Raw genomic sequence first — 13,434 nt, 5'->3', positions numbered from 1 at the left:
GGACTTAGGACATCCCCCTGATGACGACTCCCGCTTCCCTCGGTTTCCGGATGCCCGCCGAGTGGCACCCCCACGAGCGCACCTGGATGGCGTTCCCGACCGCCAACCAGACCTTCGACACCCCGGAGCACCTGCACGCCGGCCGTGAGGCCTGGGCCAAGGTCGCCAACACCATCGTCCGGTACGAGCCGGTCACGATGATCGTCAACATCGGCGAGGCCGAGGCCGCCCGCCGCTACGTCTCCGCCGAGGTCGAGCTGGTCGAGCGCCCGCTGGACGACGCCTGGATGCGCGACATCGGCCCCACCTTCCTGATCGACGGCAAGGGAGAAGTCGCCGCCACCGACTGGGTGTTCAACGGCTGGGGCGCACAGTCCTGGGCCAGCTGGGACAACGACCAGCACATCGCCGAGAAGATCACCGAACTGACCGGTGTCCGGCGCTTCGTCTCGAAGCTGATCAACGAGGGCGGCGGCATCCACGTCGACGGCGAGGGCACCGTCCTAGTGACCGAGACCGTCCAGCTCGGCGAAGGTCGCAACTTCGACTGGACCAAGGAGGCCGTCGAGGCCGAGCTGCACGCCCAACTCGGCACCACCAAGGCCATCTGGGTCCCGCGCGGACTCACCCGCGACTACGACGAGTTCGGCACCCGCGGCCACATCGACATCGTCGCCTCCTTCGTCCGCCCGGGCGTCGTACTCGCCCACGTCCAGCCCGACCCCGCCCACCCCGACCACGAGGTCTGCAAGGAGATCCTCACCGTCCTGCGCACCTCCACCGACGCCGCCGGCCGCCAGCTGGAGGTCATCGAACTCCCCGCCCCCACCGTCCTGACCGACGAGGACGGCGAGCCGGTCGACTACTCCTACATCAACCACTACGTCGCCAACGGCGCCGTCATCCTCTGCGGCTTCAACGACCCCCGCGACCAGGTCGCCGCCTCGATCCTCGGCGACGCCTACCCCGACCGCAAGGTCGAACTGGTCGACGCCCGCGAGATCTTCGCCAACGGCGGCGGCATCCACTGCATCACGCAGCAGCAGCCGAAGGGCTGACGCCGTTCGAGGCCATGGCGCTGACCTAGGGATTTACATCGAACGGACCTGGGAGGAGCTAGCAGCTCCTAGCAAGATCTAGCAGCTGCCGTGAGCTGGTGAGAGCACACGGCCGGTTCGTCCGGTGCCCCGGCCGGCCGCTTCGGGGGTGTGCGGCTGGCCGGGGCTGGTCCCGCTGTGCCGGTGTGCTGACGGGGCTGCAGCGGGAGTCTGGGGTCCTGCTAGCTCTTCGGGGGATCGTTTGGCGGGAGCGGCGGGGGCGGGGTGCTCGGCCCGGGCGGAGGCGACGGCGGGCTGCCGGGTGCCGGGGGACTGCTCGGCGGGCGCTGTGGGTTCATAGCTTGCTCCTCCTCGGTCGGATCTTCAGGTCCGTGGAACGGGAGACGTGGGCCCTTTCCGGGGCCGCGGGTTCCGCGTCGTCCACCAGGCCAGGACGGGCCTTTGGCGCCAAGCGGCGGTGTGCGACTCATCTGCAACAACCTCTCTGTAGCCCGCACTGAGTCTGGCGCTGGACCGGCGTACGGGCGAGTTACCCCCGCCCTGCCGACCGGTCGGCAGGGCGGGAGGGTGCGCACGGGCCCAGCCACATGGAAGGGAGGAGCCGCCGGAACGCGCGGGTCTGCGACTGGGGACTCAGTGCCGCCGGGCGGACACGAGCAGGAGGGTGGCCAGGCCGGCGATGCAGCCGCTGGACAGCACGTAGGCCACCATCGAGGCGATCGGGTCCGGGAGTCCGCGGCGCCGGCGCTCGGCGACCTCGCGGTACTCGGCCTGCAACTCGTCGGCGGGCATCACGACGGCTCTTCCTGCGGAACCATGAGCCAGGGCGTGACCGCGACGTGGGCGTACGACCGGTGCTCCTGCTGCACCTTGAGGTGATCGAACGGCCACTTCTGTGCCGTCGCGAAGGCCTCGTGGACGGGCCCTTCGGCGCCGCACGGCTTGCCGTCCTCGTCCTCGCCGAGGCACCGGTACAGGTGCTGGATCGGGGGCGCGTCCGGCTCGCGGCCCAGCGTCAGGGTCCAGTCGAGGAAGCGGAAGAGTTTGCGGGGCATGCTGCTCTCTCAAGGGCGGTGGAAGATGTTCAGCTGCACGTCGCCCTCAGCGCGGGACCGGAGGGAGGTGGGTGACCGTACGCGGAGCCTGGTCACGCGCGCGGAAGCCGAAGCTGATGAGGACGACGCTCTCCCCGGCGCTGAGGGGCGTCCGGCCGTGCGGCGTGAGCGCGCCGTCGAACACGACGCAGTCTCCCGGTGGATGGCGATGTACGAGACCGCGCACGGCCTCGGGCAGAGCTACTACCTACGAGCGCTCGAAATGGCGGCTGCAGCTGGTGACCACATCACCTACTGCCGGACCCTGCGCGGGATGGCGTTGCAAGCCTCCAGCCTTGGGCACGGTCCGAAGGCGCTGGAGCTGGCCGACAGCGCCGCCGAGGCTGCCCCGGCCGCCGGCCCGCGTCTGACAGCGTTCCTGCGCGGCCAGCAGGCCCACGGGGCAGCGATGGTGAAGGACCAGCGGCAGGCGTTCGCCCGCCTGCGCGAGACCGAAGACGCCCTGTCGAGGGCCGACGGTCGGAATGACGCCGTAGGCGGCTACGACCAGGCGGCATACCACTTCCACGTATCCCACGTGCTGTGGGAGCCCGGAGACCAGGCCGGTTCGGTCAGGGCGCTTCGCGCGTCGAACCGGGCCCGACCGACGAACGAGAAGCAGGGCAGGGTGCACGCGAACGGGCTGCTCGCGCGCCGCCAGATGAAGATGCGGCACGTCGAAGCTGCTGCGGAGACGTGGAACGCGTTCCTCGACGACTACGTGACGATCAGCTCGGCCCGGGGAGATGAACACTTCCGGACGCTCCGGCCTGAGATCGCCCCGTACGCGGGCCTGCGAGCGGTGCAGCAGCTCGACCAGCGGGCGGCCGAGGTGGCGCGCTTGAAGGCAGCCTGAGCGAAACAAAAGCCCCCACCGGCACAGCGGAGGCTGTTCTCAACGTACCAGCCGACACGAAGTTGGCTACCGGTTCCGAAGAAGCTGGACCAGTGCAAAACGCAGGTCGCCCCCGCCCGGCCGGAGCCGAGCGGGGGCAGCGTGTTCAGGGGCGCACGAGGGCGACGGCAGAGACGACCAGGGCACCGAGACCGGTCAGCACAGCAACTGCCACCAGCGGCCAACGACCCCGCTCCAGCCAGTCGCGCGCTGGGCCGGTCACGCCATTGTGCCTACGTGGCCGCAGCGGGCGTTCGGCATCCCGTCCCGCCCCGGGCCCCTGGGGCGGGACGGTCACCCGAAACCGGCCGACCTGGAGCGCGAGCAGCTCGGCCGCTGAGAAGGCACGTCGAGCCCCCTAGGCCGGGGTCTCTCAGTTGGGCTCCTCCCCCGGCACCATGAGCCAGGGCGTGATCGCCACATGGGTGTAACTACGGTGCTCCTGCTGCTCCTTGATGTGCTCGAACGGCCACTTCTGCGCGGTCTCGAAGTCCTCGCAGACCGGCCCCTCGGCGCCGCACGGCTTGCCGTCCTCGTCCTCCCCCAGGCAGCGGTACATGTGGAGGATCGGGGGCGCGTCCGGCTCGCGGTCGGGCGTCAGGGTCCAGTCAACGAATCGGAACAGCTTGCGCATGCTGCCTGTCTCTCAAACGGGTCATTGGCGTGCCCATACGGACTTGAGTAACTCGACCATCGGTTGCACCTAGGGGATTAAAAGCGGATGAAAACTCATATTTCTTTTAGATCAAGGTAGTTGGATGCACGAAGCCGCACAACGGGATGTCCATCGGTGCACGGACTTGATCAACAGCCGAGCAGTGCGAGCAGTTGCTTCGCCTTGCCTCGCCGCACGCCGCCGCTCCGATCACCCGTGCAGCATGCGGTCGATTCGGCATGCTCCGGCGCACGCCACGAACCGGCCGGTCCACTCCGCAGGCATTCGGGAGCGGACCGGCACTTCCTGAGCCCCACGAGCCAGGTCCGCCCTGCCTGTCAGCCGCCGGCCAGCGGTCACGCCTGGAGCGCTGCGGCCGTCCCGTCGAGTTGGGCGGCCACGCCGGTCAGCCGGCCCATCGTGTGCGCGACACCGAGGCCGTCCATGTAGTCGCGGGCGTGCACGATCTGGCCGTTGCGGATTCTGAGCACCAGAAGGCCGGGGAGGCTGAAGGGGCGGCCGGTTGTGGCCAGCGTCCCGAGGACGATCTGCTCGGTGACGATCACCTCGCCGTCGGCACTCTCGTGCACGGCGACCTCGCGAACTTCGGTCGGCTGCGCGGGGCTCGCTCCCCAGGCTGCCCGGTAGCCGGCCCGGATCTCCTCCCGGCCCTGGTAGCTGTCGGGCATGCCCGGGAAGAGGAACGGGAATTCGTGGACGGCGTCGAGGGCGTACAACTCGGCCAGAGCGTCGGCGGACTTGTCGACTATCGCCTGCCGAAAGCGGGTCAGGACCTCGCGGGGCCCCGGGGCGGTCGAGTCGTTCGGATTCGGCATGGTGGTTGAGCTCCAGTTCGGTGCGGTCGGCTCTGGACATCCACCGTATCGCTGACCTTTCACCTGCATAACCTAACTCCATTGCGGCCGACCGGAGTTCTGCCACGGACATGACCGCGACCGTGCCCGGCCGGCCCCGCTCCGCCGCTACCGGTCCGGCTGAAGGGATACGGCGCGTCCTATGTCGACGGGCACTCCGCAACCGGTCAGTGCTGCTCAGGGCGGTAGGTACCGACGAACCGGCCGACTGTCCCGTGGGAGTCGCGGCCACGGCCGGGCGGCGAGCGCAGGTCGGCAGGGGCCATGGGCGGCGACATCCCCTGCGGGCGCACGTCAACCGCGACGCACCTCAACTCATCCTTGAGAGCGCGTTTCCACCGGTACCGTTGATCACCGCCGGCGACCGTGCGACGGCGAAGTGGGTGCCGTGTTCGCGCGGTCGGGCAGCTCTGACGGCACACCATCCCGGACGAGCCCCGAACCGCGTCGGCCCCGGCCCCGGCCAACCAGGGCCCGAGGTCGTCGAAGCCTTATCGTGGAAGGCCGGTCGGAGCGGGTCAGGAGGAGGAAGAGCAGATGGCGCAGGCACGGGCGCGCCGGGCTGCGCGGCCGCGCGAGGAGGTGTTCGCCGCCGCTCGGGCCGCGATCGCGGAACACGGTGTCGCCAAGCTGACGATGGCCGGGCTCGGCAAACAGCTCCAGATGAGCGCCGGGCACCTCCTCTACTACTTCGGCAGCAAGGACCAGTTGTTGCTGGAGACCCTGCGCTGGAGCGAGGAGCAACTGGGCGTACGCCGCCGCGCCGCGCTGGAGCGCGGCGGCGGTCAAGGCGGTGGTGGCGAGAGCGCCGGCGGTGACGTGTGGGCGCGGCTCGCGGCGTACACGGAGCTGTACCTGCCCGATGGGCCCGGGGATCCGCGCTGGATCCTCTGGGTCGAGGTGTGGGGGCGTTCACCGTCGAGCGCTGAGATCCGGCAGGGACAGCTGGAGATCGAGGCGCCCTGGCAGGCCGACCTGGTCGCGCTGATCGAGGAGGGCGTGGCGGAGGGCGAGTTCACGGCAGGCGGGGCGCACGACCGGGCCGTCCAGATCCGCGCGCTGCTGGACGGTTTCTCGGTGCCGATCGCGATCGGGCTCCCGGGGGCGAGCCGGGACGAGGCCGCCGCACAGGTCATGTCCGTCACGGCGGCGTTGCTGGGGCCGAAGCGCTGAGCCCGCGCTGGGCCCGCGCTGAACCAGCGCCGGGGCTGCCGCCCGGCTGCTCCGTCCCTACTCCGTCCAGAGGGCGGCCGCCGTACGGTCGTCGGTGTAGCCCTTGGCACGCACCTGGACCTGGCGGAGGAAGTCGACCGTTCCCGGCGGGTGTGGGTGGGCCCAGTGGCTCGACAGGAAGCGTGCTACGGCTGGTTCCTCGGCGATCGGTTCGGCCAGACCCGGTGAGCAGAGCAGCAGGATGTCGCCCGGGGTGGCCGGGACGAGCCTGAAACGGAACGGGCGCGGGGGCGCCACCGAGGGCGGCGGTACGGGCTGGCTGCCGTCGGGGTGGTGCAGCAGCCTGGCTCCGTACGCGTCGATCCAGTGGCCGGAGCGCAGCAGGTAGAGGCCGCCCGGTCCGGTACCGAACGCGGCCCGGTGGGTGGCCTCCGGGTCCAGCGAGAGCAGCAGGCAGTGCAGCGATCCGGCGGTGTGCGGGGCTGCCGGGCCGGCGGGGGCAGCGGCTCCGGAGTCCACCGCGGCGGCCGGCCCGGCTGACGGCTCGCCGGCTCGGAGCGGCGCGGCCGCACGGGCGGTGAGGCGCTGCAGGCCGTACCGGAGGCGATCGCGGGCACCGGTCCGGAGGTCGGCGGCGAGTTCGGGCCGACTGCGGCCGATCGCGGCGGCGAGCTGACGGCATGCCTCGGCCGCTGCCGCCGCGGACTGCGGCCGCCCACGACCGGGCGCGGCGAGCACCGCCAGCAGCAGGCCCTCCTCGCCCTCGCCGAAACGGGTGACCAGGAGCGAGTCCCGCCGGGGTTCGCCCCGGTAGCGGCCGGAGTCCCCGCGTGCGGAGACGGCCCGAAGCGTCGCCGGGCCGTACTGCGCGCCCTCGATGACCGTGTCCGGGGCGAGGGCGGCGAGGCCGTCCGGCTCCGCAACGGGCAGGGTGGTCGGCTCGGGCCCGTAGGTGGGCGGGCGCTCGCCGATGTGCGGGACGGGGTACGGCTGTTGGTGCTGGGAGGCCGTGCGCGGGGACGGCCGTCGCGGGGACGGCGGTCGGGGCGCGGACTCACCGGTTTCGGCGGCTTCGGCGGCTTCGCCGGTTCCGCCGGTTCCGCCGGTTCCGCCGGTTCCGCCGGTTCCGGTGACCTTGGCGGCCGGGGTGGCAGCGGAGGCCGGTGCCGAAACGGCGGACGGTTCGGGCCGGGGAGCGTGTTCCTTCGGTGCTTCCGACATGCCCGGCGCCTGCGGTGCGTCCGGCCGGTTTGGTACGGCCGGCTTCTGCGGCCCGGCCGGTGGCTCGGGCGCGGCCGGGGCATCGCGTTCACCGGCGGGCTTGACCAGGCTGGGCGGCTCAGGCGTGGGCTGCTTCCCGGCGGCCACCACCGTGGCGGGCACAGGTCCGGACTCTGCCCCGGGCCCGGGCTCGCACTCGGCCTTAGGCCCTGGCGCCGCCGAAGGCCCTGGATCGGCCGAAGGCCTTGGCTCGGGCACGATCACAGGCTCACGTCCGGCCGAAGGCTCGCACTCAGCCTCGGGTTCGCGCTCGGCCGCAGGCTCGGCCGCAGACGCGGGCGCAGGCTCGGCCGCAGACGCGGGCGCAGGCTCGGCCGCAGACTCGGTCTCAGCAGCAGGTTCCGGAGGTGACTGCGGCGCAGCACGGTTCGCACCGATCACGCCGGCAGCCGTGTCGAACCAGTCGTCGACGCTGACCTCGGCCGGAACCGGGCGCCCGCTCCCCGGCGGTCCCTCGGGCGGCTCCAGGGAGTCGGCCGAGCCCGGCCGACCGCTGTGGTCCGCCGCCGAGGGGGCCTGTTCGCGGTTCCTGCCCCTGCCCCGTAGGTCGTGCGTACCGCCCGCAGCCGAATCGCCCGCTCGCTGGGCGCCCACCCTCGGGGCCCCGGCTCGCCGCACGCCGATCATCCCCACCACCATGTCGAACCAGTCGTCGACGCTGCCCTCGTCCGCGGTGGCGCCGGGGGTGTCCGGCAGGGTGCCCGCCGGGCCCGCGTACACCATGTGCCACCAGCCGTCGTCCGGCTGGTGGTGCGGGGGTGCGCCCTGGTCGCTCATCTGGCGGCTCCTCGTCCATGTACTGCCGTCTGCCGAGCGGGCTGGGGTGCCGGACTCGACGTCATTGTCCCCAACGAGAACGACGCTGTCCGGGAATCGTGGACAACCGGTCACCCGGTGGGGGCAGCATTCCGGCCACCGATGCGCCCGATCGGTCCCGACCTGGCCGGAACTGCCCGGACCGGGGAGGATTCGGTACCGAATGCGGGCCACGAAGCCGAAAAATGAAGGCCTGCAAGGGGCATCGCTTCGCTCGTTCGGCTGATTAATATGTGCGCATGACCGCGCCGGGAGCCACCGCACCGCAGCCGGGGAGGGCCAGCACCGCGGGCCGCCCGGCGGGCGCGCTGTTGGTCCTGCTACTGGTCGGTCTGCTGGCCGTGCTGCCCTGCGCGGGCCGTGCCCAGGCCGCGCCGGCGAAGCCCGGGCAAAGCCCGGCCACCACCGTGACCGCGGCGCTGCCCGACCCCTCGGCCGCCACCGCACACAGCGCCGCACCGGCCACCCGCGCGAGCGGCACCCACGGGCACGGCGTCACCACCCGCACCCTGTACGGCCTGCCGCTCGACGGCGGCCTGCCGCTGACCTGGTGCTCGGTCGACGGTGATCATCCGGTGCCCGGCAGTGGCTGCTCCAGCCACCCGTTCTGCGCCCAGGAGTCCCAGCTGCCGAACGCGCCGCCGCAGCCGGCGGCCGCCGTGCCGAACCAGCCGCTCTCACCCGAGGCGCCGCCCCGCCCGGCCGCGCCCACCGCGCCGACCGGGCTCGACCACGCGCCCGACCTGCACGTGCTTCAGGTCCAGCGGTCCTGAGCGGAACCCACCGTCGGCCCGCACCGCCCCCGCGGACGGCCGACGGCTCCGCCATCCCCTCCACACCGCATACCGCCGTGCCCTGACACGCGGCGGGGACAAGGACACTTCCCATGGGTTCCGCATCGAAGCAGTCGAACAAGCCGGGCAAGGACCAGGCCACGGCTGGCAAGCCCGGGGTGGCCGACCGACGGGCTCGGATCGCCGAGCTCCGGGCCGCGGAGCAGCGCCGCGACCGCCGCAACAAGTTCGTGGCGATCGGCGCGGCGAGCGTGCTGGTCGCCGGGATGATCGGCGTCGGCGCCTGGGTCGCGCTGGACGCCAAGTCGAAGCAGGACGCCAAGGACACGGCCGCGAAGGCCCCGATCCCGGGCGTGAAGACCTACGACAAGCTGTCCCGCAACCATGTGGAGACCAAGGTCAACTACCCGCAGACCCCGCCGGTCGGCGGCGACCACAACCCGGTCTGGGCCAACTGCATGGGCACGGTCTACGACAAGCCGCTCGCGAACGAGAACGCGGTGCACTCGCTGGAGCACGGCGCGGTCTGGGTCACCTACAACGCCAAGGCCACCCCTGACGACCTCAAGACGCTGTCGGCCAAGGTGAAGGCGACCCCGTACTCGCTGATGAGCCCGTACCCGGACGAGAAGGGCACCATCACGCTGACGGCCTGGGGCACCCAGCTGGTCCTGGACAGCGCCAAGGACCCGCGTGTGGACGAGTTCTTCACCAAGTACGTGCAGGGCCCGCAGACCCAGGAGCCGGGCGCGTCGTGCAGTACCGCCCAGTGACCGGTGGTGAGGGCGTGGCCGGGAACGTGACCGTGGACGATCCGCACCCGAAGAAGGCGGTGGAGGCCGTGGAATCCGTGGACGCGGCGGAGACGATCGAGCACATCGAGGAATTGGCGAAGCCGCGCAGGCGACGGATGTGGTGGCCGGCCGCGCTGGCCGCCGCCGTGGCCCTCGGGCTGGGGATCCCGGCGCTGATGGCCGGCGGTTCGACCGCGGCGGGGACGGTGGCGTCCGCGCCGTCGACCGAATCGCCCGAGGCCGGGTTCGCCCGGGACATGGCGACGCACCACCAGCAGGCGATCGACATGTCGTTCATCGTCCGGGACCGCACCCAGGACCCCGCGGTCCGCAACCTGGCGTTCGACATCATCAACACCCAGGCCAACCAGCGCGGAATGCTGATGGGTTGGCTCGACCAGTGGGGGCTGACCCAGAGCTCGGCCGCCCCGCCGATGGCGTGGATGAAGATGGACCACCCCTACCCGGCGCACGACGGTTCGCTGATGCCTGGCATGGCCACCAACGTCGAACTGGACAGACTGCGCGGGCTCAGCGGGCGGGACGCCGAGGTGTACTACCTCCAGTTGATGATCGAGCACCACAAGGGCGGGGTCGCGATGGCCCAGGGCTATGTCGACCTCAGCACCAACCCGGTGGAGAAGCGGCTCGCCCAGACCATGGTCAACGGGCAGCGCTCCGAGATCGACCTGATCACCGGCATGCTCGCGGAGCGCGGCGCCAAGCCGCTCTCCTGACGGGCGATCGGACGACCTGCCGAGCGGGACGGGGTGTGGTGGACCGGCCGGTTCACCACACCCCGTCCTGCTCGGCGTGCGGATTACCTCTCGGAGAGCGGTACCGTCCGGTCGGCGGCTGCGAGCGGCAGAACCAGGTGAGACAGGTGCTTCAAACTATGTCGGAGACAGAATCACTCGCTTGCAGATATTATCCCCTGACGACCATCTCGGCATGGGATGCAATCGTCGACAGAGCTGGTCGCGGGCCGAACCAGCGGCGTAAGAGGCGCTACGCTGTCCGCCATGCCATCGCTGCCCAACCCTTCTCCCACCTCCCCCGACCCCACCGACACCGGTGACGAGTCCGCGCTGGAGAAGGCCGTGGCGATCGAGCGCGCCCAGCGACTCACCGATGTGATCACCAGGCTGCGCCGCGCGCTGCGCAGCAGCATCCGCACCGATTACCCGTGGGAATCGCTGCCGATGGCGCAGGTCGAACTGCTCCAGACGCTGGCCGCCGCACCGCTGCGGGTCGGCGAACTGGCCGCGCGCCAGCGGCTGGCCCCGAACACCGTCAGCGGGCTGGTCGGCAAGCTGCTGGAGGCCGGCTTCGTCGACCGGCAGGCCGACCCCGGCGACCGCCGCACCGCCCGGATCGCCCTGACCGAGGCCGGGCATCAACAGCTCAGGGACTGGCAGCGCGCTCACGAGCGCCGGATGGCCGACGCCCTGGAGAGCCTCTCGCCGGCCGATCGCGACGCCGTCATGCGCGCCCTCCCCGGCCTGGAACAGCTCGCCACCGCCCTGTCCGGCCCCGGCGCCCCCGAGGACCGCCCCGGTCTCTGAGCCTCCGCACGGAACGTCCCGGCAGGGGTACGAGGAACCGTGCGGCCAACCCTCCACCGAAGTGCTCGGCTTCTCGCGCAGTTCCCCGCGACCCCAAAGTGCCTCTCCCGGCTGGAAGTTCTCCCCTGGAAGCACCAGCCCCGCAGCCCTGACGGATGACCGGACGTCAGAAGAGCGTTCCGCTTTCGTGTTCCAACAGCCAGCGCTTCCGCTCGATCCCGGCGGCGAAGCCGGTGAGTGCGCCGTTGGCGCCCATCACCCGGTGGCACGGCCGGACCACGAGCAGCGGGTTGGCCCCCACCGCCCCGCCGACCGCTCGGACCGCACGCTGCGACTGCCCGGCCGCCGCCCCCAGTTCACCGTAGGTGACGGTGGTGCCGTACGGGATGTCCTCCAGGGCACGCCAGACCTGCTGGCGGAACTCGGTGCCGACCGGTGCCAGCGGCAGGTCGAAGACGGTGAGCTCACCGGCGAAGTAGGCGGTCAACTGCTCCACGGCCGGGGCCAGCGGCAGCGCGTCCGGTTCCCAGTCGGGGGCGGGCTCGGCGAGTGCCCCCTTCTGGCCGGGGGCGGTCACCGCGGTCAGCGCGGCCGGACCGTTGCCGTCCAGGACACCGCTCAGCAGCAGTACGCCCAGCGGGCTCTCCATGGTCGTGAACACCGTCGTCATGCCTGTTCACCCTTCGTACTGTTCGAAACACTGCTCGAAGTTCTCCGTTCCGCGTCCCCGGGCGCAGCCGAGGCCGTGGACCACAGTCGGTGGACCGCGTACGAGCGCCACGGTGCCCAGGCCTGCGCGGCCGCGGTGGCCGCCCCGGGGTCGCCCGACTGCCCGAGGCGGATCAGCCCGTGCCTGACCCCGGCGTCCGTGGGCAGGAAGACGTCCGGGTCGGCGAGGGCCCGCATCCGCAGGTAGCCGACCGTCCACGGGCCGATCCCGGGGAGGTCGAGCAGCGCTGCGGCGGCCTGTTCGCGGTCGACGCCACCGTCCAGCCGTACCGTGCCGCCCGCGAGCGCGCTGCACAGGCCGGTGAGTGCCCGACGGCGGGACTGCGGCATGGCCAGGTCGCCCGGCTCCGCCTCAGCCAGGGCGGCGGCGCTCGGGAAGAGCACCCGCAGCCCGCCGTCCGGCTCCGCCAGCGGCACGCCGTACCTGCCGGCGAGCCGTCCGGCCAGCGTACGCGCGGCGGCGACGGAGACCTGTTGGCCGAGCACCGCCCGGACCGCCAGTTCGTGCGGGTCCACATGGCCGGGCGAACGGAGGCCGGGGCGGGCCTGGACCAGAGGACCGAGCACCGGGTCGGCGCCGAGCCGGGCGTCCACGGCGTCCGGGTCGGCGTCCAGGTCGAAGAGCGCCCGCAGGCGGTGCACGGCGGTGGTGAGGTCGCGCAGGTCGGTCAGGCGCAGGCGGCAGTCGAGCCAGCCACGGCGCGGATCGGTGCCCGGGCCGAGGCCGTCCACCTCGGCGACGGCGTGGCCGTACGGGAGCGCCAGGGTGCGCCGGTAGGTGCGCACGCCGTTCCGTGCTCCGGCGGCCGGACCCGACGGCGCGTCGGCGCCCGGCCCGGCCTTGGCTCCTGCATCCGCCCCGGTCTGCACGCCGGGGACGACCTCCTCCACGCCGGGGACGGCGCGCAGGGCGAGGAAGTCGAGCAGGTGCTCACTGTCCAGGGCACCCCGGTAGGCGAGCCGGAGGCTGATCGTGCCGCCCCGGGCCGGCTTGCGGCGGCCGCCCGCCACCTCGGCGCGCAGACCGCTCGGGGTGCGGTCGTAGACCTCGCGGACCGTCTCGTTGAACTGCCGGACCGAGGCGAAGCCGGCCGCGAACGCGATTTCGGTGACCGGCAGTTCGGTGGTCTGGAGCAGCAGGCGGGCGGTCTGGGCGCGCTGCGCCCTGGCGAGTGCGAGCGGGCCGGCCCCGAGTTCGGCGGTCAGCTGGCGCTGCAACTGGCGTGAGCTGTAGCCGAGTCGGTCGGCGAGCCCGGCGACTCCCTCCCGGTCCACCACTCCGTCACCGATCAGTCGCATCGCGCGGCCCACCAGGTCCGCCCGGTGGTTCCACTCGGGCGACCCGGGGACGGAGTCCGGACGGCAGCGACGGCAGGCCCGGTAGCCGGCGCCCTGCGCGGCCGCCGCGGTGGGGAAGAAGGCGCAGTTCACCCGCTTCGGAGTCACCGCGGGGCAGCTCGGCCTGCAGTAGATGCCGGTGGTGCGGACGGCAGTGAAGAACACTCCGTCGAAACGGGCGTCCCTGCTGTCCACGGCTCGGTAGCGGGTGTCGTCGTCGATCACGCTGTCCAGTCTGCGTCACCGGAGAGGCATCGACTGGCGGAAATCGGACACGACCGTCAGCAGCACGGGAGTCGTGGGGCAGGCGCCGTGCGACGGCCGGTCGGAACGGGCGCCGTGCGGTCACCCCCGAGGTCGGGAGCGG

The 13,434-nt window shown here is 72.1% G+C and carries 13 protein-coding genes and 1 pseudogene; 7 read left to right on the top strand and 7 right to left on the bottom strand.

The genetic code is table 11. The features are described from left to right. Window positions 1-20: 20 nt before the first annotated feature. Window positions 21-1,058, top strand: a complete 1,038-nt coding sequence (locus tag ACWDAK_RS02940; protein WP_344636470.1) for an agmatine deiminase family protein — start codon at window positions 21-23, stop codon at window positions 1,056-1,058. 633 nt (window positions 1,059-1,691) lie between these two features. Here the strand turns inward: ACWDAK_RS02940 and ACWDAK_RS02935 are convergent. Both ACWDAK_RS02935 and ACWDAK_RS02930 read right to left on the bottom strand, forming a co-directional pair. Beyond that, window positions 1,692-1,853 (bottom strand): hypothetical protein, encoded by a 162-nt coding sequence (locus ACWDAK_RS02935; RefSeq protein WP_427393140.1) that lies wholly within the window; start codon window positions 1,851-1,853, stop codon window positions 1,692-1,694. Then, window positions 1,850-2,113 carry a DUF7848 domain-containing protein gene (locus ACWDAK_RS02930; RefSeq protein ID WP_344636472.1) on the bottom strand — a complete coding sequence of 88 codons (264 nt, stop codon included), beginning with the start codon at window positions 2,111-2,113 and terminating at the stop codon, window positions 1,850-1,852. The genes ACWDAK_RS02935 and ACWDAK_RS02930 overlap by 4 nt, the downstream gene beginning before the upstream one ends. Window positions 2,114-2,309: 196 nt before the next feature. Here ACWDAK_RS02930 and ACWDAK_RS02925 point away from each other — a divergent pair. Further along, window positions 2,310-3,008, top strand: a pseudogene (locus ACWDAK_RS02925) (hypothetical protein); the annotation flags it as partial. A 412-nt stretch (window positions 3,009-3,420) separates the two neighbouring features. Here the strand turns inward: ACWDAK_RS02925 and ACWDAK_RS02920 are convergent. Then, window positions 3,421-3,681 carry a DUF7848 domain-containing protein gene (locus ACWDAK_RS02920; protein ID WP_344636473.1) on the bottom strand — a complete coding sequence of 87 codons (261 nt, stop codon included), beginning with the start codon at window positions 3,679-3,681 and terminating at the stop codon, window positions 3,421-3,423. A gap of 377 nt (window positions 3,682-4,058) precedes the next feature. Beyond that, window positions 4,059-4,538, bottom strand: a complete 480-nt coding sequence (locus ACWDAK_RS02915) for a nuclear transport factor 2 family protein (RefSeq protein ID WP_344636474.1) — start codon at window positions 4,536-4,538, stop codon at window positions 4,059-4,061. A gap of 576 nt (window positions 4,539-5,114) precedes the next feature. Between ACWDAK_RS02915 and ACWDAK_RS02910 the strand changes: the two genes are divergently transcribed. Continuing rightward, on the top strand, window positions 5,115-5,750 hold the full coding sequence (locus ACWDAK_RS02910; protein WP_427393141.1) for a TetR/AcrR family transcriptional regulator: 636 nt from the start codon (window positions 5,115-5,117) through the stop codon (window positions 5,748-5,750). 57 nt (window positions 5,751-5,807) lie between these two features. Here ACWDAK_RS02910 and ACWDAK_RS02905 read toward each other — a convergent pair whose 3' ends face one another. Continuing rightward, window positions 5,808-6,971 (bottom strand): protein phosphatase 2C domain-containing protein, encoded by a 1,164-nt coding sequence (locus ACWDAK_RS02905; protein ID WP_427393142.1) that lies wholly within the window; start codon window positions 6,969-6,971, stop codon window positions 5,808-5,810. Window positions 6,972-8,086: 1,115 nt separating this feature from the next. Here ACWDAK_RS02905 and ACWDAK_RS02900 point away from each other — a divergent pair. From ACWDAK_RS02900 to ACWDAK_RS02885, 4 genes are all read left to right on the top strand, one after another. Beyond that, window positions 8,087-8,620: a hypothetical protein gene (locus ACWDAK_RS02900; protein WP_344636477.1), complete on the top strand. Its 534-nt coding sequence runs from the start codon at window positions 8,087-8,089 to the stop codon at window positions 8,618-8,620. 113 nt (window positions 8,621-8,733) lie between these two features. Then, complete coding sequence (locus ACWDAK_RS02895; RefSeq protein WP_344636478.1) at window positions 8,734-9,414, top strand: DUF3105 domain-containing protein; 681 nt, start codon at window positions 8,734-8,736, stop codon at window positions 9,412-9,414. A gap of 137 nt (window positions 9,415-9,551) precedes the next feature. Next, entirely contained in the window at window positions 9,552-10,172 is a 621-nt protein-coding gene (locus ACWDAK_RS02890) for a DUF305 domain-containing protein (protein WP_427393208.1), read from the top strand. Window positions 10,173-10,457: 285 nt separating this feature from the next. Continuing rightward, window positions 10,458-11,000, top strand: coding sequence for a MarR family winged helix-turn-helix transcriptional regulator (locus ACWDAK_RS02885; protein WP_427393143.1), 543 nt, complete (start codon window positions 10,458-10,460; stop codon window positions 10,998-11,000). 166 nt (window positions 11,001-11,166) lie between these two features. Here ACWDAK_RS02885 and ACWDAK_RS02880 read toward each other — a convergent pair whose 3' ends face one another. Both ACWDAK_RS02880 and ACWDAK_RS02875 read right to left on the bottom strand, forming a co-directional pair. Continuing rightward, window positions 11,167-11,670 carry a methylated-DNA--[protein]-cysteine S-methyltransferase gene (locus ACWDAK_RS02880; RefSeq protein WP_427393144.1) on the bottom strand — a complete coding sequence of 168 codons (504 nt, stop codon included), beginning with the start codon at window positions 11,668-11,670 and terminating at the stop codon, window positions 11,167-11,169. Next, window positions 11,667-13,292 carry a DNA-3-methyladenine glycosylase 2 family protein gene (locus ACWDAK_RS02875; RefSeq protein WP_344636481.1) on the bottom strand — a complete coding sequence of 542 codons (1,626 nt, stop codon included), beginning with the start codon at window positions 13,290-13,292 and terminating at the stop codon, window positions 11,667-11,669. The genes ACWDAK_RS02880 and ACWDAK_RS02875 overlap by 4 nt, the downstream gene beginning before the upstream one ends. Window positions 13,293-13,434 lie beyond the last annotated feature (142 nt).

Source organism: Kitasatospora sp. NPDC001175 (assembly GCF_053598215.1).
The sequence above is the reverse complement of the archived record's forward strand: the minus strand, read 5'-3'. Positions and strand labels throughout refer to the sequence as shown.

Bases quoted from the DNA above. Each gene is read 5' to 3' on its own strand.
- ACWDAK_RS02920 (WP_344636473.1), bottom strand. From the start codon at position 3,681: ATGCGCAAGCTGTTCCGATTCGTTGACTGGACCCTGACGCCCGACCGC.
- ACWDAK_RS02900 (WP_344636477.1), top strand. From the start codon at position 8,087: ATGACCGCGCCGGGAGCCACCGCACCGCAGCCGGGGAGGGCCAGCACC.
- ACWDAK_RS02910 (WP_427393141.1), top strand. From the start codon at position 5,115: ATGGCGCAGGCACGGGCGCGCCGGGCTGCGCGGCCGCGCGAGGAGGTG.
- ACWDAK_RS02885 (WP_427393143.1), top strand. From the start codon at position 10,458: ATGCCATCGCTGCCCAACCCTTCTCCCACCTCCCCCGACCCCACCGAC.
- ACWDAK_RS02895 (WP_344636478.1), top strand. From the start codon at position 8,734: ATGGGTTCCGCATCGAAGCAGTCGAACAAGCCGGGCAAGGACCAGGCC.
- ACWDAK_RS02880 (WP_427393144.1), bottom strand. From the start codon at position 11,670: ATGACGACGGTGTTCACGACCATGGAGAGCCCGCTGGGCGTACTGCTG.
- ACWDAK_RS02890 (WP_427393208.1), top strand. From the start codon at position 9,552: ATGTGGTGGCCGGCCGCGCTGGCCGCCGCCGTGGCCCTCGGGCTGGGG.
- ACWDAK_RS02940 (WP_344636470.1), top strand. From the start codon at position 21: ATGACGACTCCCGCTTCCCTCGGTTTCCGGATGCCCGCCGAGTGGCAC.
- ACWDAK_RS02915 (WP_344636474.1), bottom strand. From the start codon at position 4,538: ATGCCGAATCCGAACGACTCGACCGCCCCGGGGCCCCGCGAGGTCCTG.
- ACWDAK_RS02930 (WP_344636472.1), bottom strand. From the start codon at position 2,113: ATGCCCCGCAAACTCTTCCGCTTCCTCGACTGGACCCTGACGCTGGGC.
- ACWDAK_RS02905 (WP_427393142.1), bottom strand. From the start codon at position 6,971: ATGTCGGAAGCACCGAAGGAACACGCTCCCCGGCCCGAACCGTCCGCC.